The 21,455-nt window shown below is 35.9% G+C and carries 19 protein-coding genes; 7 read left to right on the forward strand and 12 right to left on the reverse strand.

Features of this window, described 5'->3' with window-relative positions; all coding sequences use genetic code 11:
* Positions 1 to 6 precede the first annotated feature (6 nt).
* The 3 genes from yidC to RCH13_RS07925 all read right to left on the reverse strand — a co-directional run bounded on the left by yidC (position 7) and on the right by RCH13_RS07925 (position 4,860).
* The gene (gene yidC / locus RCH13_RS07915; RefSeq protein ID WP_326986704.1) at positions 7 to 1,815 is read right to left on the reverse strand and encodes a membrane protein insertase YidC; all 1,809 of its coding nucleotides are present in this window, start codon (positions 1,813 to 1,815) and stop codon (positions 7 to 9) included.
* Between the two features lie 164 nt (positions 1,816 to 1,979).
* Complete coding sequence (locus tag RCH13_RS07920) at positions 1,980 to 3,587, reverse strand: CTP synthase (protein ID WP_326986705.1); 1,608 nt, start codon at positions 3,585 to 3,587, stop codon at positions 1,980 to 1,982.
* Between the two features lie 454 nt (positions 3,588 to 4,041).
* Entirely contained in the window at positions 4,042 to 4,860 is an 819-nt protein-coding gene (locus RCH13_RS07925) for a hypothetical protein (RefSeq protein WP_326986706.1), read from the reverse strand.
* 311 nt (positions 4,861 to 5,171) lie between these two features.
* Here RCH13_RS07925 and radA point away from each other — a divergent pair, with 311 nt between their 5' ends.
* The 3 genes from radA to RCH13_RS07940 are packed head-to-tail and all read left to right on the forward strand — an operon-like array spanning position 5,172 to position 7,767.
* Positions 5,172 to 6,518, forward strand: coding sequence for a DNA repair protein RadA (gene radA / locus RCH13_RS07930; RefSeq protein WP_326986707.1), 1,347 nt, complete (start codon positions 5,172 to 5,174; stop codon positions 6,516 to 6,518).
* A 54-nt stretch (positions 6,519 to 6,572) separates the two neighbouring features.
* Positions 6,573 to 7,142: a transposase gene (locus RCH13_RS07935; RefSeq protein WP_326986708.1), complete on the forward strand. Its 570-nt coding sequence runs from the start codon at positions 6,573 to 6,575 to the stop codon at positions 7,140 to 7,142.
* A gap of 52 nt (positions 7,143 to 7,194) precedes the next feature.
* Positions 7,195 to 7,767, forward strand: coding sequence for an acyl carrier protein phosphodiesterase (locus RCH13_RS07940; RefSeq protein WP_326986709.1), 573 nt, complete (start codon positions 7,195 to 7,197; stop codon positions 7,765 to 7,767).
* Here RCH13_RS07940 and RCH13_RS07945 read toward each other — a convergent pair.
* Complete coding sequence (locus RCH13_RS07945) at positions 7,764 to 8,264, reverse strand: DUF6702 family protein (RefSeq protein WP_326986710.1); 501 nt, start codon at positions 8,262 to 8,264, stop codon at positions 7,764 to 7,766. The genes RCH13_RS07940 and RCH13_RS07945 overlap by 4 nt on opposite strands.
* 52 nt (positions 8,265 to 8,316) lie before the next feature.
* Between RCH13_RS07945 and RCH13_RS07950 the strand changes: the two genes are divergently transcribed.
* The 4 genes from RCH13_RS07950 to groL all read left to right on the forward strand — a co-directional run bounded on the left by RCH13_RS07950 (position 8,317) and on the right by groL (position 13,518).
* A complete protein-coding gene (locus RCH13_RS07950; protein ID WP_326986711.1) occupies positions 8,317 to 8,904 on the forward strand; it encodes a HupE/UreJ family protein in 588 nt (195 codons plus the stop codon).
* A 68-nt stretch (positions 8,905 to 8,972) separates the two neighbouring features.
* Positions 8,973 to 11,354, forward strand: coding sequence for a M1 family metallopeptidase (locus RCH13_RS07955; protein WP_326986712.1), 2,382 nt, complete (start codon positions 8,973 to 8,975; stop codon positions 11,352 to 11,354).
* A gap of 159 nt (positions 11,355 to 11,513) precedes the next feature.
* Positions 11,514 to 11,792, forward strand: coding sequence for a co-chaperone GroES (locus RCH13_RS07960; RefSeq protein WP_326986713.1), 279 nt, complete (start codon positions 11,514 to 11,516; stop codon positions 11,790 to 11,792).
* A gap of 103 nt (positions 11,793 to 11,895) precedes the next feature.
* Positions 11,896 to 13,518, forward strand: a complete 1,623-nt coding sequence (gene groL, locus RCH13_RS07965) for a chaperonin GroEL (protein WP_326986714.1) — start codon at positions 11,896 to 11,898, stop codon at positions 13,516 to 13,518.
* Positions 13,519 to 13,592: 74 nt separating this feature from the next.
* Here the strand turns inward: groL and RCH13_RS07970 are convergent, their stop codons facing one another.
* From RCH13_RS07970 to paaA, 8 genes are all read right to left on the reverse strand, one after another.
* On the reverse strand, positions 13,593 to 14,795 hold the full coding sequence (locus RCH13_RS07970) for a hypothetical protein (RefSeq protein WP_326986715.1): 1,203 nt from the start codon (positions 14,793 to 14,795) through the stop codon (positions 13,593 to 13,595).
* Between the two features lie 333 nt (positions 14,796 to 15,128).
* Positions 15,129 to 16,574, reverse strand: coding sequence for a pyruvate kinase (gene pyk / locus RCH13_RS07975; RefSeq protein ID WP_326986716.1), 1,446 nt, complete (start codon positions 16,572 to 16,574; stop codon positions 15,129 to 15,131).
* The gene (locus RCH13_RS07980; RefSeq protein WP_326986717.1) at positions 16,567 to 17,040 is read right to left on the reverse strand and encodes an IPExxxVDY family protein; all 474 of its coding nucleotides are present in this window, start codon (positions 17,038 to 17,040) and stop codon (positions 16,567 to 16,569) included. Before RCH13_RS07980 ends, pyk begins: the two co-directional genes overlap by 8 nt.
* Positions 17,015 to 17,779, reverse strand: coding sequence for a ribonuclease III (gene rnc, locus RCH13_RS07985; protein WP_326986718.1), 765 nt, complete (start codon positions 17,777 to 17,779; stop codon positions 17,015 to 17,017). Before rnc ends, RCH13_RS07980 begins: the two co-directional genes overlap by 26 nt.
* Positions 17,780 to 17,790: 11 nt before the next feature.
* The gene (gene fabF, locus RCH13_RS07990) at positions 17,791 to 19,035 is read right to left on the reverse strand and encodes a beta-ketoacyl-ACP synthase II (protein WP_326986719.1); all 1,245 of its coding nucleotides are present in this window, start codon (positions 19,033 to 19,035) and stop codon (positions 17,791 to 17,793) included.
* Between the two features lie 24 nt (positions 19,036 to 19,059).
* The gene (locus RCH13_RS07995; protein WP_002976354.1) at positions 19,060 to 19,299 is read right to left on the reverse strand and encodes an acyl carrier protein; all 240 of its coding nucleotides are present in this window, start codon (positions 19,297 to 19,299) and stop codon (positions 19,060 to 19,062) included.
* A gap of 279 nt (positions 19,300 to 19,578) precedes the next feature.
* A complete protein-coding gene (gene hutG, locus RCH13_RS08000) occupies positions 19,579 to 20,499 on the reverse strand; it encodes a formimidoylglutamase (RefSeq protein ID WP_442784620.1) in 921 nt (306 codons plus the stop codon).
* Between the two features lie 6 nt (positions 20,500 to 20,505).
* Complete coding sequence (gene paaA, locus RCH13_RS08005) at positions 20,506 to 21,450, reverse strand: 1,2-phenylacetyl-CoA epoxidase subunit PaaA (protein WP_326986721.1); 945 nt, start codon at positions 21,448 to 21,450, stop codon at positions 20,506 to 20,508.
* Between the last annotated feature and the right edge of the window lie 5 nt (positions 21,451 to 21,455).

Here is a 21,455-nt window from a genome sequence, read left to right on the forward strand (position 1 = left end):
CAAATTTTATTTCTTTTTTATTTCTTTCTGCTGCGCTTTTTGCTGCTCCTGCGCTTTCTCCATCATTTCACGCATTCTCTTTTGAAAGCTCCCTTCTTTCTTAGGCTCTTTCTTTTTATTTGCTGCAATCTGCGCATGGATTTTCTTTTCATCCAAAATCCAATATTTTATCACCAAAATAATAATAATGTTAATGGCATTGGATACGAAATAATACCAAGATAAACCTGAGGCAGAAGTATTTAAGAAGAAAAGGAAGGTAATCGGGAAGATGTACATTAAAACCTTCATATTTGGCATTCCTTCTTGTGTAGGTTGCTGTATGTTTCCAGAAGTCATAATGGTATAAATCAAAATCACAATGGTACACGCAATGGCGAAAATACTTAAGTGATCTTCTAAGAAAGGAATATGAAAAGGCAAAGCAATCACATCGTCATACGCAGTTAAATCTTTGGCAAACCAGAAACTTTTTCCACGCAAGTCTATCATATTCGGAAAGAAGCGGAATAAAGCATAGAATATAGGAATCTGTAGAAGTGCTGGTAAACAACCTGCCATCTGATTAACTCCGGCTTTCCGGTAAATAGCCATGGTTTCCTGCTGCTTTTTCATGGCATCAGCATCCTTGTTTTTCTCATTAGCAGCATCAATTTCTGGTCGAATCACTTTCATCATAGCGCTCAGTTTATGCTGCTTAAACATTACAGGTGATAAAATGATTTTCACGATGATTGTCATCAAGAAAATCACCCAACCTGCGGCAATTCCCCAACTGCTAATTATATTATACATCGGGATGAAAAACCATCTGTTTAAAGAGCCAATAAATGACCAACCTAAAGGCAACAATTCATCAAAGTTTTTATCATAAGATTTCAATAAATCTAAATCCAAAGGCATAAAATACCATTTAAAATTTTGATTCAGTTCATTCCCAGCTAAGTCCAACTGACCATCAAAATTGAATTTCTTTAAAAACTCACCTTCTTCAATCATGTCTTGAACACCTTTTGAATTTTTGAATCCAGTTTGAGGCTCAATGACTGCAGAGAAAAACTGTTGCTTAATCGCTAGCCAATTTAAAGTTTCATCGGGTTCATCCATTTCAGTTCTTCCATCGTAGTCAAAACTGGAATAGTTATCAAACGCGTAATTAAATTCGGTGTGGGTTTGTTCCTGAGACCGACCTTTTTCCATTTCACGAACGGTGTAATCCCAAATGAAATTTGCTTTCTGATCAGAAATTATTTGACCTAAACCTTGTGTCTTAACATCGAAATTAACCGTGTATTTTTCTCCTAATGTATAGATAAACTGAATAATCGCACCATTGAAATTAGATTGCATCGTCACCGTATTTCCGGCCTGAGTTGGACTAAATACCAGATCTTTCGTGCTAAATGTTTTTCCGGTTTTATCTTTAAATTGAAAACCGTACGTGGAATTATTTTTGTCGAAAATTAATAATTCTTTATCGTTGCTGTCTGTTTTCGGGTTATAGGCTTTGTACTCATTCAATTGAACTGTAGAAATCTGACCACCCAAAGTAGAAATTCCTAAAGTTAATTCCTTATTCTTTAATTGAACTTGCTGAATGGAGGCAGTTTTTACACTGTCATTCATATTCGTCACCATCGCAGGTTTAGTATTAACGGGTGCAGCGGTGGAAACTGTAGAAGTGGTATTGGCTGGATTTGCTTTAAGATCTGCGGCTTGTTTATTTTGAAAATAAAACATGGCGCCGATAAGAATCATAGAGAATAGCGCGAAACTGATAAGTTGATTTTTATCTAAACCGTTATTTTGTTGCATCTTTTAGTATTGAAATTTTTCTTTAGGAAAGAAATTTTTAAGTGATTTTCTACCTTTTAATTTTGGGTGACAAAAATACTTAAATTTTTGGCAATGAAGAACTTTTTGCGCTTCATTTAAAAGAGAAGAGATAAAAAACGAGTTGTCTTTTATCTCTTTTTGATTTATTTTTTTGTTGAGGCTTTAATTAATGCCTTAAATAAAGGATGTGGAGAAGCCACCGTACTTTTATATTCCGGGTGATATTGCACTCCGATGTAAAAGGGATGATCTTTCAGCTCAATGGTTTCTACCAATTCCGTTTCTGGATTAAAGCCAGTAGGAACCAGGCCATTTTTTTCGAATTCATCTTTAAACTCAGAATTAAATTCGTAGCGGTGACGGTGTCTTTCGCTGATATTTTTAGCGCCGTAAATTTCATTTAATTTAGAACCTGTTTTTAGGGAACATTTCCACGCACCTAATCGCATGGTTCCACCTTTATCGACTACATTTTTTTGATCTTCCATTAAAGAAATTACGGGTTCAGGTGTAGAAGTGTCGAATTCCATAGAATTCGCTTTTTTATATCCCAAAATATTTCTAGCAAATTCGATGGTCATGATTTGCATCCCCAAACATATTCCTAAAAGCGGAATATTATTTTCTCGCGCATATTTCGCAGCAGCAATTTTTCCCTCGATGCCACGATCACCAAATCCGGGCGCAATTAACATTCCATCAACTCCGGCCAAAGTTTCTTCAATATTTTCTTCTGTGAGATCACCACTATAAACCCACCGAAGTTTTACTTCAGTTTCTAAATCTGCACCGGCATGGATAAAAGATTCCGCAATGGATTTATAAGAATCTTGTAAAGACACATATTTACCGACTAGTGCGATTTCTACTTTTTTCTTCGGATTTTTATATTTTTTCAAAAAGTTTTTCCAGTCTTTTAAATCAGCTTGTTTGTCAGATTTTAGATTCAATTCTTTTAATACTACATCGTCAAAATCTTGCTTTTGAAGATACAATGGAACTTCATAAATCGTTTCCAGATCTTTGCACTCAATTACATTTTCTAGGGAAACGTTACAAAACTGAGCTAATTTCATCCTTTGCTCTTTTGGAATAACGTGTTCTGTTCTACAAACCAAAACATCGGCCTGGATTCCGGATTCCATCAATTGGCGAACGGAATGTTGCGAAGGTTTTGTTTTCAATTCACCGCTAGAAGCTAAGTAGGGAAGAAGGGTCAAGTGAATCACCATGGAATTATGTTCGCCCAGTTCCCATTTTAATTGCCGAACACTCTCTATATAAGGAAGAGATTCAATATCGCCCACAGTTCCGCCAATTTCGGTGATGATGATGTCGTAATTTTGTTTCGCCAGCATTTTTATCCGGCGCTTTATTTCGTTCGTGATATGGGGAATCACCTGCACGGTTTTTCCTAAAAAGTCGCCTTTTCTTTCTTTTTCAATAACGGTTTGGTAGATTTTACCCGTCGTTACATTATTGTTTTGAGAAGTTTTAGAATCCAGAAATCTTTCATAATGACCAAGATCCAAATCGGTTTCGGCACCATCATCAGTTACATAACATTCGCCATGCTCATAAGGATTTAGCGTTCCCGGATCAATATTAATGTAAGGGTCAAGTTTTTGGATGGTGACATTAAATCCTCGCGATTTGAGCAGTAAGCCCAATGATGCAGAGACGATTCCTTTGCCTAAAGAAGAAGTTACACCGCCCGTTACGAAGATGAATTTCGTGTTCTTTTTACTCATTAGTTTAGGTTTGCGCAAAGTTAAGTGAATTTAAAAGAGAGCGCAAGTAAAACGCTACTGAAAATATTTTGTCTTTTTTTAGGAGTCGGGAACCTGCTCTACACTATATCTTTTTTGTCATTGCGAACAAAGTGAAGCAATCTTTAAAAAACGTTCGCAATCGTAATGAAAAAAAAGGATGCCGTTTCGATCAGGACTAGAGATTTTTGCGTAAAAATTATAACTGTAATTAATTAGAAATCATTTTAAAAGACTTTGACAGGCTTTGTCTGACAAAATATTCATTGATTGTAAATGATAAAACGCCTCACACTAATCCTGTCGAAGAGTTTTACAATAGACCAGTAAGTTTTGGCTAAAGCCAGCGGATTTTTGAATTTTTTAAACAGGCTGAATCCCGTTTCTATTGATGCCGCTTTTATTTAAAAATACGCTCCTAATCTTTTTCCGCGCGTCACTTCTTTTGATCTTGGTTAATTTTTTTGATCACATCTGTTTTCAAAATCACTAAAAAATTACTTTTTGCATTCCATAAGCTGGTGTATTTTTTTGAAATGACTGTGTAATTTTCCCATCCTGTAAATTTTTGATAAAGCATCAATGTACAAATATCTGTGGGCGTTATAAATGGCCAATCTTCTAAAACGTGAGAGTGCACCGCGGAAACACTTTTTCCTATCTGTTCGTCTACCATTTTTTGCGGAATGAGCGATTTATGCAAAGGTTGAATAGTAGTAATTTCATTTTTTTGATTAAAATTGATCAGGTAGTCGTTTCCGAAGAGCACCAAATTATTATCATTTGTTCCAGTAAGGAGATAGGTTTTCTTCTCCGTCTTTGTGATGATCGGGATAATGTTAAAGTTGTAATTTTCATATTGTTTGAAAATTGGATCCGTTAATGTTCTCATTTTAACCTTTTGCTGAAGTTCAAAATAATTTTTTTCAGTCTCAGAGAAATCCCTTTCCTTTAAATCTAACTTTGCGTCTTTCGATTCATAATTAGTGGGAAAGGAAATGGTGCCAATAACTTTCTCGTCTTTTGAGAAAAAGATGCACTTTGGAACTCCATCCTCGAGGTAAGAAAAGTAACCCGCAATATTTTCCCGCTGAGGATAATTTGCCAAGAAAATATCAGTTCCATACCAAGACGCCATTTCACTTCTGTATAAAATAATTCCTTCGGCAGTTATTTCTTTCGCAATTTTCTGCAAATCTTGCGCAGAAGAGATCAGAAAAGTAAAGAGAAGAAGAAATGTGTAAATTTTTTTCATAAAATCGAATTATTAGCAAATCTAATAATTTTAAAGAGTTTGGTCTCCTAAAAGATTTATTTAGTTTTTAAAACTAAAAATTGATGATCTTTCTGGATGCCTTCGAAAGAAAAACCATTCTTTATTCTAGCCCGGATCGCAGCGGCATCCTGTGATTGCGAGAGTTCAGATAATTTTATTTTAAGATTGCTTCGTTCCTCGCAATGACAGATACAGCGGAGAGCCGGACTGAATTTTCGGAGAAACTGAAATCGTCCTGCTTCCATTAATAAATTTGTTTATTATTCAAATATTTTCAGGAAATTCGCGACATGGCAAAAGTGAAAACGGCATATTTCTGTCAAAACTGTGGATCGCAATATCCGCAGTGGCTCGGTCAATGCAAGAATTGTGGGGAATGGAATACTTTGGTAGAGGAGATCGTAGAGAAATCGCCCGCAAAAAGTTATACTGATAAATCCAAACAGCACATCATCAATATTATCGAGGTTGAAACCTTTGAAGAACCCCGGATTATAAGTCCTTCTGAAGAGTTGAACCGTGTTTTAGGCGGTGGAATTGTTTTAGGTTCCGTCACACTAATTGGCGGTGAACCGGGAATTGGAAAGTCGACTTTATTGTTGCAGTTGGCTTTGAAAATGAAGAAGAAAATCCTTTATGTTTCCGGCGAGGAAAGTGCGTCGCAGATTAAAATGCGTGCTGATCGATTAACGGAACTTCAAAATCCAAACTGCTATCTTTTTACAGAAACTTCTGTAGAAAAAATTCTTCACGAAGCTAAAAAACTGAAACCTGATTTTGTAATTGTGGACTCTATTCAAACACTTCAAAGCCAGTTGATCGAAAGTTCTCCCGGAACGGTTTCTCAAATTCGGGAATGTTCTAATGAGATCATTAAATACGCGAAAGAAACGAATACGCCGGTTTTTCTCGTAGGTCACATTACAAAAGACGGACAAATAGCCGGACCGAAAGTTCTGGAACATATGGTTGATGTGGTTTTAAATTTTGATGGGGACCGAAATCATTTGTTCAGATTATTGAGAGCGAGTAAAAACCGTTTTGGTTCCACCGCAGAAATCGGGATCTACGAAATGGTTTCTCAAGGTTTGAAAGAGATAAAAAATCCCTCAGAAATATTAATCACGAAGAAATTCGAGGAACTTTCGGGCAATTCTGTAGCCGTAACTTTGGAAGGAAATCGCCCGATGTTGATAGAAATTCAGGCTTTGGTAAGTTCTGCAGTTTATGGAACGCCGCAAAGAAGCTGCACCGGTTTTGACTCGAAAAGACTGAATATGCTTTTGGCGGTTTTAGAAAAAAGAGCTGGTTTTCAATTGGGTGCAAAAGATGTTTTTCTCAATATTACGGGCGGAATAAAAACGGGCGATCCAGCTTTGGATTTAGCAGTTGTTGCGTCTATTCTTTCCTCAAATGAAGATATTGCGATTTCTGAACATTTTTGTTTCGCGGGAGAAATCGGTTTGAGTGGAGAAATTCGGCCCATTCCGCAGATTGAACAACGAATTTCCGAGGCGGAAAAATTAGGTTATGAAAAAATATTTGTTTCAAATTTGAATAAGATCCCAAAAAAGAAATATGGGATTGTAGTGGAAGAAGTGAGCAAGATCGAGGATTTTCATGAGAAGCTTTTTTGATTGATGAGCGCTGTTAGAGCTCGAAGCTCTAACAGCGCTTAATAAATATTGAAAATGAAAAATAATATATTCCCTTTAGAACCAGACCATTTCTATCACGTTTATAACAGAGGAATAAATGGTGGGCAACTTTTTTTCAACCATCAAAACTATCTTTGTTTTTTAAAACTCATTTCAGAAAAATTAAAACCACTTGCTGAGATTCACAGCTATTGTTTGTTGCAAAACCATTTTCACCTTCTTGTAAAGATTAAAAGTGCAGATGCGATTAGAGATAAATTTTCGGATAAAGCAAATTTGGAAATAGAAACCATTATTAGCCAGCAATTTTCAAATACTTTTAACAGTTATTCCCAAGCAATAAATAAACATTTTGGCAGGACAGGAAAGCTTTTTGAATTACCATTCAGAAGAAAAAAAGTTTCCGATAAAATACAATTAGAAAATAGTATTTTGTATATTAATAAGAATGCTGTAAAACACAAATTAGTGAATGACTGTTTAGATTATCCTTATTCTTCTATCCATGATATTATCGCAGGAAACAGTAATTTTGTTGAAAGTGATCAAGCATTGAAATTATTTGGGAACGCAGAACTTTTTTTAGATGCTTTGAGAAAATAGTAAGCGCTGTTAGAGCTTTAAGCTCTAACAGCGCTAAAGAGATGCAAAACCAATGAATTACCTCGCCCATTCTTTTCTCACCTTTTCCGACGAACAAATCGTAGGTCAGTTTTTGGAAGATTTTATTCCAAATAGGGATCGCTTTTCTTATCCCGAAAAAATTCAGCAGGGAATAACTTTGCATCGAGAAATTGATACGTTCACGGATGCTCATCCTGAATTAAGAGAAGCCAAGAAAATTTTCAGCCCCTTGGTAAGATTATACGCAGGTGCTTTCGTAGATGTTTCGATGGATTATTTTTTGGCGAATTCACTTTCCGATCAAGAATTGAAGTCCCATGCAGAAAGAGTGTATCGGGTACTTCGGAAAAATGAAAAGATTTTACCTGAAAGGTTAGTAAGAATGCTCAATGGAATGGAAAAAGACAATTGGCTTTACAATTATAAAAAAGATTGGGGCATTAAATATTCCATACAGAATGTTTTGAACAAGGCGAAATATTTGGAGAAAGACCTAGAAGTTTTTGAGCTTTTTATGAATAATAAAATGCAGCTGCAAAAACATTTTGATGCGTTTTTTCCAGAATTACTAGCTCACTCGAAAAGAATCAACGCAACGTTCTAGAAATTTTTATAAAGGTATCGATTCGGATAATTCAGCTGATCACTTTGGCGTTGACCATTAACGATGATGTGAATCATATTCATTTGATCCTCGAATTCATTATATAAAAGACTTACTGCAGTTTCTACTTTTTTCGGTTTCAGCACAGTCTCCGACTCTAAATAGATATTAACCGATTCACTATCTTCTTCAAAACCGACATAATTTATCGCCAAAAATTCATTGTCTGCCTTCAGTTTTAAATATTCTCGGAAATATTTTTGGAGCAGGGTGTTAATTTGCGCTTTGTATTTTGCATCATTAAAATGTACAGAAATTCCATATTTTTCTTTCAGCGCGTTTTCCAAATCATCTAAGAAAAATTTACCAGTAATCTGAAATGTTTTCGAAGTAGAATTATAGTTAAATTCAACAGAACCAACATGATATGGATGGATTTCTTTGGCTGGCGACAGAGTGAAAAATATTAAGGAGAGAAGCAGGAGTAGTTTTTGCATGAGGCAAAATTAGAAATAAATTTTGTATTATCGCATCTCAAAAAAAATTTGAATGATGCGGGACTTTTTGTTTTACTTAAATTTAGGTTGGGAACATATCATTTCTTGGGATGCCCTAGATCATCAGCTTTTTGTTTTGGTTTTAGTGGCGGTCTATTCATACAAAGAGTGGCGTAAGATTTTAATTTTGATAACCGCGTTTACCATCGGTCATTCTATTACTTTGGCGCTATGTATTTTAGATATCATCCGAATTCCGGCCAATTGGGTAGAGTTTTTAATTCCGCTCACCATATTATTGACGGCATTAGATAATATTTTGATGCGCAACAAACCAGAAAATTTAATGCGAATGAATTATTATCTCGCTTTGATTTTCGGATTAATCCATGGAATGGGATTCGCAAATACAGCAAAAATGATGATGTCTAGCGAAGAAAATATTACAGTGCCACTTCTTGGATTTAATATTGGGTTAGAATTAGGTCAGGTTGTAGTAGTTCTATTCATATTGCTGGTCGAGTTTTTAAGTTTCAAAATTTTCAAGATAAAAAAAGTGCAGTGGATCGTTTTTGCATCTGTAATAACACTTTTAATTTCCTTAAAAATCTGTATCGAAAGATTCCCGCTGGGTGCCTGAAATTTCATCTTACTTTCTGATTTATTTTCATTATTTTTGAAAGCATTTTTCAATTTTAAAATCTTTTTATGAACCAATCAAAATCCATCTTCTATTTTCTGGTTTTTTTATTCCCATCGCTTTTCTACGCGCAGGATATCCAGAATAATCCAAAAAGCAATCACGGCAATAAATTTGAGCAGCTTGGCACTATTTTGCCAACTCCAAATGTCTATCGTACCGCATCTGGAGCTCCGGGGCAGGCTTATTGGCAAAATAAGGCAGATTATGAAATATCCGCTTATTTAGATGAAGAAAAAAGAAATTTAAAAGGTTCAGAAACGGTGACCTACTATAATAATTCTCCAGATGATTTAGAATATTTGTGGTTACAATTAGATGAAAATGAGCAATCTGCCACCAAAAATGCAGGGTTTCATGATTCTAGTTTTCTTCCAAAAATGGCTACGACAACTGCCATTATACCCTCGGAATTACCTTTGAAAACAAATGGTTATGGCGTAAACTTAGAAAAAGTAACGGATGCTTCAGGCAAACCATTACCTTATATCGTGAATAAAACAATGATGCGGATTGATTTGCCAAAGGTTTTGAAAAAAGGAGAAAAAATTACTTTTAAAATTGACTGGAATTACAATATTCCAGACCGCATGAAAATGGGCGGTAGAGGCGGATATGAATTTTTTCCTGAAGATGGAAATGATCTTTACACTATTACGCAGTGGTTTCCAAGAATGTGTGTGTACAGTGATCACAAAGGATGGCAGCATAATCAATTTACCGGTAGAGGAGAATTTGCTTTAGTTTTTGGAGATTACAAAGTTTCTATGAACGTTCCAGCTGATCATATTGTAGCTTCCACCGGAGCGGGTAAAAATTTCGAACAAGTTTTAAGTTCTGCGCAGCTGGCAAGATGGAAACGAGCGCAAAATTCTGATGAGCCAATAGAAATTGTTACTTTAGAAGAAGCGAAGAAAGCGGAAAGAAACAAATCCAAGGAAAGAAAAATCTGGAAATTCGAAGCTGAAAATGTGCGGGATTTTGCCTGGACTTCTTCCCGGAAATTTATTTGGGACGGCATGAAAGTTATTATTCCCGAGAATAATAATCACGTGATGGCCATGAGTTTATATCCGAAAGAAGCCTATAATTTATACAGAAAATATTCTACAAAAGCAGTTGCTCATACCTTGAAAGTTTATTCCGAGTTTACCATTCCTTATCCTTATCCAGTAGCACAATCTATTGAGGCTTCAAACGGAATGGAATATCCCATGATTTGCTTTAACTATGGACGAACTGAAAAAGATGGAACTTATTCGGAAGGAATTAAAAATGGAATGATTGGAGTGATTATTCACGAAGTAGGCCATAATTATTTTCCAATGATCATTAACTCTGATGAAAGACAATGGTCTTGGATGGATGAGGGTTTAAACACTTTCGTTGAGTATTTAACGGAAGAAAGGTGGGATAATAAATTCCCTTCTCGTCGTGGTCCAGCGCACACCATTGTAGATTACATGAAATTGCCGAAAGACCAATTGGAACCGATCATGACGAATTCTGAAAATATCAATTTATTCGGACCAAATGCATACAGCAAACCCGCAACGGGCTTAAATATTTTACGAGAGACTATTATGGGTCGTGAATTATTTGACAAAGCTTTTAAAACGTATTCCAAAAGATGGGCATTTAAACATCCAGAGCCTGCAGATTTCTTTAGAACAATGAATGACGCCAGTGCAGAAAATTTAGATTGGTTCTGGAGAGGTTGGTTTTATGGAATTGATGCTGTAGATATTTCTATTGATAAGGTTACGGTTGGTGCGCCTAATTTTGAGGCCACCCCGAAAGCTAGAGAAATCACCTATACTGTAGATAAACCGCAGCAAAATGATTTCGTAGATATTTCTAAAATTAGAAATAAAGATGATAAGACCACTACTTTTTATACAGATACCGATAAAGAATTGCAAGATTTTTACTGGAGATATAACAGAGGTCAAGAGAAGGTAGATACTACCAAGGAGTATAAAAATAAAGTAGAATTTTTTGACAAGGTTGATAAGAAAGACGTGGCGCAGATAAAAGATGTTCATGCTTATCAGATTGATTTTATAAACAAAGGCGGTTTAGTAATGCCAATTATCTTAGAATTTACGTTCGAAGATGGCTCAAAATTAACGGATAAATCATCTGCTCAAATTTGGAGAAAAAATGAGCAGAAAGTTTCTAAAACGTATTACTTTGATAAAAAATTGAAATCCATTCAATTAGATCCAATGCGGGAAACTGCAGATATTGATACTTCTAATAATTTTTGGGGAGAAATTCCAGCACCCTCTTCAAAATTTGATGTATTCAAAGAAAAACAAGGCGGTTCAGCAAGAGGAGCTTCTACCGGCAGAGTTAATCCTATGCAAGCTGCAGGCAAGAAAAACTAGCAATTTTAAGAAGAAATTTAAAAAGTCATTTGATTAACCGAATGACTTTTTTCTGCCATAATTTCATAATCCTATGTTTCACGTGACAGATTAGCCATAATCCACAAGTGGCACTCTTTTAGAGAAAAAGATAGCAGATAACAAATTAAAATAAATTATATGTCAGTAAATTTTAAACCATTAGCAGACCGAGTTTTAATAGAACCAACGGCGGCTGAAACTACTACCGCCTCCGGAATTATTATTCCAGATACTGCAAAAGAAAAGCCTCAAGAGGGAATTGTAATCGCAGCAGGTCCAGGAAAAGTTGATGAGCCTACCACTGTAAAAGTTGGGGACAAAGTGCTTTATGGAAAATATGCAGGATCCGAATTGAAAGTTGATGGTAAGGATTTTCTTATCGTAAAAGAAGGTGACATCTTAGGAATTATTGGATAAGATTTTTCTGCGTTTAAATGTGTATAAAATTCCACTAAAAATATTAAACAAACAAATAAAAAGTGTTTTGTAAACTTTACAAACCATATAAATACAAACAAACATGGCAAAAGAAATTAAATTCGATATAGAATCCAGAGACGCCTTAAAAAGAGGTGTTGATGCTTTGGCAAATGCAGTTAAAGTAACGCTAGGACCAAAAGGTAGAAACGTAGTAATTGAAAAATCTTTCGGTGCACCGCACGTGACCAAAGATGGAGTTACCGTTGCAAAAGAAATTGAATTAGAAGATAGAGTAGAAAACATGGGTGCTCAAATGGTGAAGGAAGTTGCTTCCCGAACCAACGACATCGCAGGAGATGGAACTACTACTGCAACTGTTCTTGCGCAAGCTATCGTTCGCGAAGGTTTGAAAAACGTAGCAGCAGGAGCAAATCCAATGGACTTGAAAAGAGGAATTGACAAAGCAGTAACTGCGGTTGTTGAAAACCTTAGATCTCAGTCTCAGCAAGTTGGTGATTCTTCGGAAAAAATCAAGCAGGTTGCTTCAATCTCTGCTAATAATGACGATACCATAGGAACTTTAATCGCGGAAGCTTTCGGAAAAGTTGGTAAAGAAGGTGTTATTACAGTTGAAGAAGCAAAAGGAACGGATACTACAGTAGATGTAGTAGAAGGAATGCAGTTTGACAGAGGTTACCAGTCGCCTTATTTCGTGACTAACCCTGAAAAAATGACGACTGAATTAGAAAATCCTTACATCTTATTAGTGGAGAAAAAAATCTCTTCTATGAAAGATTTGTTACCAGTTCTAGAACCGGTTGCTCAAGCTGGAAAAGCTCTATTAATTATCTGCGAAGAAGTAGAAGGAGAAGCTTTAGCTACTTTGGTAGTAAATAAATTAAGAGGTTCTCTAAAGATCGCTGCTGTGAAAGCTCCAGGTTTTGGAGACAGAAGAAAAGCAATGCTAGAAGATATCGCAATCTTAACAGGTGGAACAGTAATCTCTGAAGAGAGAGGCTTCACCATGGAGAATGCTACTTTAGAAATGCTTGGAACTGCAGAAAAAGTAGTGATTGACAAAGACAATACAACTTTAGTAAACGGTGGCGGAGACGAAGCTCAAATCAAAGGAAGAGTAAATCAGATCAAAGCGCAGATGGAAACTACAACTTCTGACTATGATAAAGAAAAATTACAGGAAAGACTTGCAAAATTAGCAGGTGGAGTTGCAGTTCTATATGTAGGTGCAGCCTCTGAAGTAGAAATGAAAGAGAAAAAAGACCGTGTTGATGATGCACTTCACGCTACAAGAGCAGCGGTAGAAGAAGGTATTGTTGCAGGTGGTGGAGTTGCTTTAGTAAGAAGCATCAAAGCTTTGGATTTCGAAGGTGATAACATGGATGAAACAACGGGAATTAAAATCGTAAAAAGAGCCATAGAAGAGCCATTGAGACAAATCGTGGAAAATGCAGGTGGAGAAGGTTCTGTAATTGTTGCGAAAGTAGCAGAAGGAGAAGCTGATTTTGGTTTTAATGCTAAAACTGATGAATATGTAAATATGTTCGAAGCAGGAATCATTGACCCTACAAAAGTCGTGCGTGTTGCGTTAGAAAATGCAGCTTCAGTTTCCGGAATGTTATTGACAACGGAATGTGTAATTACAGAAGTTAAAAAAGACGAGCCAGGGATGCCAATGGGAGGAGGAATGCCGGGAATGATGTAATATTTTCATCATACCAAAGCAAACTTTTTCGTCATATATAAAATCCGTTTCGCGTAATAGCGAAACGGATTTTTTTATTTTGACATCAGTTCAGAATTTAATTTTCTAGAAGTTCTACCTTCGAGAATAGCTAAGATGTTAGAATAATAATCAAAGTGTGTAGCATCAATCAATTCCGTGAGTTTATTTAAGATCACTTCTTTCTCAGAAGGATTAGAAAAAATATATTTAACAATATAATATTGAATCGCATAATATTTTTGCCAGCCCAAAGAGAGGTTTTCCAAATTGACCTTATCTAAATAATTTTTTGATTTTTTGTAATCTTTCATTTTAAGGTACGCCACAGCACACATAATACTCCAGCATTCCTCATGGTTTTCCTTTCTGTCTTGCGGTATAAATTTTTTATCACTGTATAACTGAGTAATGTTGTTATCAATGAGGAAAAGCATTTCCTGGGTTTTGTCCGTGAAAATTAAATGTTCCAGCACTGCATATTCAAAACTGCAGACAGACTTTTCAGAAGTTTCTCTATAATTTTCTCTCACTGCTACCATTTGGCTGAAAACTTTATCAAAAGTTTCATCATCTTTCCGGAAGTGAGAATGAAGAAGCATTACGCCAAATTTTCTTCCGACAGGTAAAATATAAATCTCTGGAGTGAGCTCAATTTCTTTAATTTTTTGATAATAGAGATCCATGAATTCCTCATTCTCCGTTAAAAAAGCTCCCATGTATAAAAATCCGTAGGCAAATAATTTTGCTTCATTGGAATTTTCATATTTCAAATAATCTTTAAAATATTGGGAATACACAGTTCCGGCAAGATCCCGAATGGGATGATGTTCCATGAAAAAGGTTCTTGCTAAAGGGTATTTAAGTAATTTATGATGGACGCTGACCAACAAAGAAGGTGATTCGATAATTTTCCGACAAAGGTCATCACTTATCTTCCAGTAATTATCTTTTGATCTGGTGCGTCCAATTTCATCCAAAAATAACTCGAGTTCGTTTTCTATCAAAGTTTTCTTGTAAGCAGAAAAATCAGCATGTCCGCAATAGAAAGCAAGCGCGTCTAAAGTGAAATTACTAAAACCTCCATGGGTTTTGATCAACCCAAAAAATCTCCGAAATGTTTGCGGATTAATAAGAATTCCGTCTTTTTGAATCGCCACAGACAATTCATTGCAATGCACTGAAGTGTTGACTTCTCTCCCGAATTGCTCGCAAACTGCACGGCGTAAATGATGTAGATTTCTTTCCTCGATATTCATTAGGTTAAATGTGTGAAAAACAAATTTAACATAAATTTAACAAATATAATTGTACAAAATTGTACTTTGGTAGAATAAAATGAATTTATACCTTTGCCGCAGTCAACACAAATGATGGACTTAAGTGGTCAAAAGGAAGACGGGTAATTTATTTTACGCGTCTTTTTTTTGTGGTTTAAATAAATATTCTCGGCTTCTAACTAAAGGTCAATTCAAGGATTTGTACTTGTAAAGCAATAAACAGTTTAATTTGCAATTCCTTCGAATTTGCTTGGTCTAAGTAACAAAAAAAATGCGTTCAATAAGCACGCATTTTATAATTTTCGAAAGTCTTTAAATCGTAGTCAGTCTTAACGTGTTGGTTTTTCCACCTTCGTATGCTGGAGTTGCGTTGAGGTTGATCACAAAATCTCCCTGCTCTACAAATCCATGCGTATGAGTTAACATATTAACCTGAATAATGGTTTCATCCGTAGATTTTTCCATATCATAATAAAATGCACGTACTCCCCAAAGTAAATTCAGCATCGTTAAAACGCGTTTATTTGAACTGTAAACAATGATATTAGAATTCGGTCGGTGTGCTGCAATTTGGAAGGCGGTATATCCAGAATAAGTCAGAGTAATAATGGCTTCTACAATGGTAGTTTTCGCAATTCTAACAGCAGCAAGACATACTCTATTCGTGATGAAACGCTCATCTATGCAATTAAAATCATGCTCGATCGGTGAGTTTTTAGTTTTGTAAAAATTAGTCTGTTCAATATTTTTAATGATCTTAGACATATTTTTCACCACATCCACCGGATATCGTCCCACAGATGTTTCACCAGAAAGCATCACTGCATCTGCACCGTCTAGTACGGAGTTTGCAACGTCATTAACCTCTGCTCTAGTCGGTGTTAAACTGTTAATCATCGTTTCCATCATCTGGGTTGCAATAATTACAGGCTTAGAATATTTTCTCGCAATTTCTACTAAATTTTTCTGTATTGCTGGAACTTCTTCCATCGGAACTTCCACTCCTAAATCACCTCTGGCAACCATTAAACCATCACATTCCAATAATATTTGCTCAATATTTTTAACCCCTTCAGGTTTTTCAATTTTCGCAATGATAGGTGTTTTTTGTTTATTGGTGGGGTGATTTTTAATGATTTCCTTTAAGTCAATAATGTCTTGCGCATGACGAACGAATGAAAGTGCAATCCAGTCTAATTCTAAGTCCAACATAAAGTTCGCATCCTCCACATCCTTTTCAGTTAAAGCTGGTAGAGAAACATCTGTATTTGGTAGATTTACGCCCTTTTTAGAACTAAGCGGTCCACCTTGAATCGTTTTCGCAGTTACGGTATCTATATTATTGGTTTCTATAACTTCTAATACCAATTTACCGTCATCAATCAATATTCTTTCCCCAGCTTTCACATCTTGTGGAAATTTCTGGTAAGTCATATAAACTTTTTTAGAATCTCCTTCTATTTTTTCATTGGTGAAGGTTAAAATATCACCTGGATTAAGATAAGATCCTTCTTTTACAACTCCCACTCTTAATTTTGGACCTTGCAAATCTCCTAAAATCCCTACAGAGAAACCATATTCCTGATTGAGTTCTCTAATTGTGGCCACGTTTCTCTTAACCAAATCATAGTCAGCATGAGAAAAATTAATTCGAAAAACATCTACTCCAGCTTGAATCAACTGCAAAATAACTTCCTTGTCAGAAGAGGCAGGTCCAAGTGTTGCAATGATTTTTGTCTTTTTTAAATATTTAAGCATAGTATTGTATTGAGTGAAAAAGTTCTTCATTAGAACTTAACGGAAAATTCTGGATTTGAAATACCATATTTTCCGGGAGCAAAATTACGGAAAAATCATCAAATGGCTCAGAGGTCCATATTAAATAATCCACATCTTGAAAACCATCTAATAAATATAGCGTTTGTTCTTCAACTGAAAATAATTCCGTAGAAACTTTTTTTAAGATATTTTGTGCAGATTTATTAGAGATAAAGTGAATGCAAATGCGGGAATCTGTATGAAAAGCTTGAAATCTTGGGAAATGGTATTCATAGTATTTTCCCTGATGTACATAGTCAGCTATTCGGGAAAATTTGAAAGTATTTAATGTATTGATCTGAAAAAATAACTCATAATCGGCAACATCTTTGGATAGCCGTACGAGTCCTAAAGTAATTTCTTCTTCTTCCTCCTCAATGTCAAGCAGGATTTTTTGATTTTTCAATGATACATTTTTTTTTATTCAAAATATAAAATGCGCGCTGAGCTGCCTTTTCTTCAGCTTTCTTTTTAGAAGTCTCTGTAGCATTAGAAATTTTCTCCTCATTAAAATAAACGTAAGTTCGAAAAACCAATTGCTTGCTCGGTTGTAATTCTTCGCAAGTCACATATTTAATAGTGACTTTCTTTTTTTGACTCCACTCTAGTAATAAACCTTTGTAACTTACGATCTTGTTTTCCAGCTTATTAATTTCAGAAGGCGTTAAGAGCCTTTCTATAACTACATTTTTACAGGTTTCATAATCTACATCTAAATACAGTGCACCAATTAAAGCTTCGAATAAATTACCCGAAATATTTTCACTTAAGGTTGAAGGTGACTCATTCTGAAGAAATTTAGTGAGATTAAGTTCATTACCTAATTTATTCAGGTTCTTCCTATTGACAATTTTGGATTTCATCTGCGTGAGATATCCTTCATTTGCGTGAGGATACGTAGAAAATAATTGACAAGAAATGATAGCTCCTAATACAGAATCTCCCAAAAATTCCAGCCTTTCATAATTTCTGAGTTGATGTTCCTTGCAAGATGTTTTTAGGGAAAATGCTTCTCGGTAAAGATTAATGTTTTGTACTTCGCAACCCGTAATTTTACTGATTTCAGTGGATAAAAAATAATCCTTTTCGGAAAAGGTTTTTTTTCTGTTTAGAAGGAATTTAGAAATGTACTTCTTTAACTCCATTGGTCTCTGGCTTAGATTTTTTGGAAAAGTACACAAGCGTTGTGCCCTCCAAATCCAAAAGTATTACTCATAGCCACATTAACCTCTTTTTCTACGGCTTCACCGAAAGTAAAATTCAATCTACTGTCGATTTTTTCATCGTCGGTAAAATGATTAATGGTTGGTGGTACTACATTGTGAATAATGGTATGAATCGCAGCGATTGCCTCTATAACTCCTGCGGCACCTAGTAAGTGACCCGTCATGGATTTAGTAGAATTAATTTGAATATCAAATGCGTGTTCTCCCAATAATCTAGATATTGCGTTTGATTCTGCAATGTCTCCAAGAGGAGTAGAAGTTCCGTGCATATTGATGTGATCTACTTGATCTGCAGTGATTTCAGCATCATCTAGGCAATTTTTCATTACCAAAAAGGCACCCAACCCTTCAGGATGTGGAGCCGTCATGTGATAAGCATCTGCACTCATTCCGCCACCTTTTAATTCTGCATAAATAGTAGCGCCACGTTTTTTGGCGTGCTCATATTCTTCTAAAATAATTGCTCCGGCGCCTTCACCCAACACAAATCCATCACGGTCTTTGTCAAATGGTCGGGATGCGGTGGTAGGATCGTCGTTTCTTGTGGATAGTGCCATCATTGCATTAAAACCGCCAACTCCACTTGCTGTAACAGCTGCTTCGGACCCTCCACAAACAATTACGTCTGCTTTGCCGAGCTGAATTAGCATTTTAGAATCAATGATTGCGTTTGCAGAAGATGCACATGCAGAAACAGTTGCGTAATTAGGACCATGAAATCCATACTCAATGGAAATATGTCCTGGTGTAATATCAGCGATCATTTTAGGAATAAAGAACGGATTAAAGCGGGGAATATCTGTATTCGCCCAACCTAAAACTTCCGTTTCAAACGTTCCAAGACCACCAATTCCAGAACCCCAAATTACGCCTACTCTGTTTTTGTCTACGCCATCTTCCATAATCCGTGAATGAACTACGGCTTCTCTGGCGGCAACAAGTCCGAGCTGAGTATTACGATCCATCTTTTTCGCTTCTTTTTTTTCGAAGTGATCTAAGGGATTGAAGTTTTTCACTTCACATGCAAATGTGGTTTTAAAATTTGTGGCATCAAAAAGAGTGATAGGAGCAGCACCGCTCTCGCCTTTTAAGAGGCTTTCCCAGAAGTCTTTCGCATTATTTCCAACAGGTGTAATGGCGCCGAACCCGGTTACTACCACTCTTTTTAATTCCATAAATTTTTTTCTAAATGATAAGTATTATTTGTTTACCACTTCTTCAATGTAAGCAATAGCGTGTCCTACGGTAGTAATTTTTTCTGCTTGATCATCTGGAATTTGAATGTTAAATTCTTTTTCGAATTCCATAATTAATTCCACAGTGTCTAAGGAGTCTGCTCCTAGATCGTTTGTGAAGCTAGCTTCTGGAGTTACTTCAGTTTCTTCAACGTCTAGTTTATCAGCGATGATAGCTTTTACTCTTGATGCAATGTCTGACATAGTAATTTATTTTTTGATTAATTGTTAGTTGCTGCAAATATATAAAATTCTTTATGATTTGAAATTTTTTTGATGAATATTAAAGAGCCATCGTTTCAAGTCTAATTTTATAAATTTAGAATGCTAAGATAGTATTATTTGTCGTCTAAACGAAACCTGAATCTTTTTAAAATGCCCTCAAAAGTATGTGATTTAATGGAATCGTCCGGTAAAAACATTTAATTTCTATGGTTCTACCTTGAATAAAATTAGAAATTGAGGAACGGTAATTAATTGAATTTAATTGGTTTGCATGAACCATTCGTTGGCTAAACTGGCAGCTAATCTCGCGGTTTTATTGTCGATATCATAGGTAGGATTAACTTCTGCAAAATCTAAAGCCACTAATTTATTAGATTTCAGAATATGACGATACAGATGAGAAAATGCTGCGTCTGCAAAGATTCCATTATAAGCAAGAGCAGAGACCCCAGGAGCAATTGCGGCATTGAAAACATCCATGCAAACAGTAAGATATAATACGTCTATAGGAGCTAGAAAATGATTAATGACCTCATAGTTCTGAGGTAAATTTTCCCAGAATAGTTCATCGGACAGAATGTATTTCATTCCAAATTGATGTGCAGTATCGAAAAGCTTAAGCGTGTTTGAATTTCGCTGGATTCCAATATGTAAACAGTTAATACAACCTTCTTGAGCAATCTGCCAAAATCCAGTGCCAGAACTTTCACCAATTTGTGGGTCAATTTCCCGATTATCAAAATGGGCATCAAAATTAATAATTCCAATTTTTTTATTTGGGAATGCTTTTCTAAGTCCAGAATAATGTCCAAACATCACTTCATGTCCACCGCCGAAAACAAGTGATTTTCCACCTTTTTCTAAGACACGTTGAACTTTTTCTGCTAGGATATTTTGAGCTTCTTCCAAATTAGCATCATCGCACGTAATATTGCCAAAATCCTTCAAAGCAAAATTAGCGTTCACAACGGGAAAATTTGTGCAACTTTTTCTGATGACATCTGGAGCGTCTTTCGCCCCGACTCTTCCTTTATTTCTATTTACGCCTTCATCTACGGAAAAACCGTGCAGAACGAAATCATTCGGTAAAATGTTGTCGTAATTATCTTCCAAATTAACTCTTTGAAAGATTCTATGATAGAGGGGATCATCGCCATCGAAACGTCCTTGCCAAATCATGGTCAATTATTGATTCACGGTTTCTTCTTTCAAGCGCGCAGAAAAAGCTATCGCTGCGTCTTTTACCCAAGAATGTTCTCTTTGTGCTATTCTTTTCGTTTCCAAACGTTTCTTATTGCATGGTCCATTTCCTTTCAAAACTTCCATAAATTCATCCCAAGGTAAATCTCCAAAATCGTAGTGTTGTCTTTCTTCATTCCATATTAAATTTTCATCTGGAACTTTTAAGCCTAAAAATTCCGCCTGAGAAACCGTAACATCTACAAATCTTTGACGCAAATCATCATTGCTTTCTCTTTTTACACGATAATTCATTGATTTTGTAGAGTTTGGAGAATCAGCGTCATTTGGTCCAAACATCATCAAAGCCGGCCACCAAAAACGGTTCAAGGCCTCTTGTGCAAGATTTTTTTGTTCTTTCGTACCTCTGCAAAGCGTCATCAAAATTTCATATCCTTGTCTTTGGTGAAAAGATTCCTCTTTGCAAATCCTCACCATTGCTCTGGAATATGGACCGTAGGAATTTCCCATCAACATGACTTGGTTCATAATCGCGGCTCCATCAACCAACCAGCCGATTGCGCCAATATCTGCCCAAGAAAGTGCCGGATAATTAAAAATACTGGAATATTTTGCCTTTCCAGAAAGCATATCGTTGTACGTGGAATCTCGGTCTGCACCGTTGTCCCCATTATTTAATGTTTCCGACGCGGCATATAAATAAAGGCCGTGTCCCGCTTCGTCTTGAATTTTTGCCAAAAGCGCCATCTTTCTTCGAAGTGTAGGTGCGCGGGAAATCCAGTTCGCTTCCGGAAGCATTCCTACAATCTCAGAGTGGGCATGCTGAGAAATTTGGCGAACCAATAATTTTCTGTAATCGTCGGGCATTACGTCTTTAGGTTCTACTTTATTTTCTCCTTGTACGTATTCTAAAAATTTTTCTTGATTCATAAGGT

This window comes from Chryseobacterium sp. MP_3.2 (assembly GCF_035984805.1).
Lineage (GTDB): Bacteria > Bacteroidota > Bacteroidia > Flavobacteriales > Weeksellaceae > Kaistella.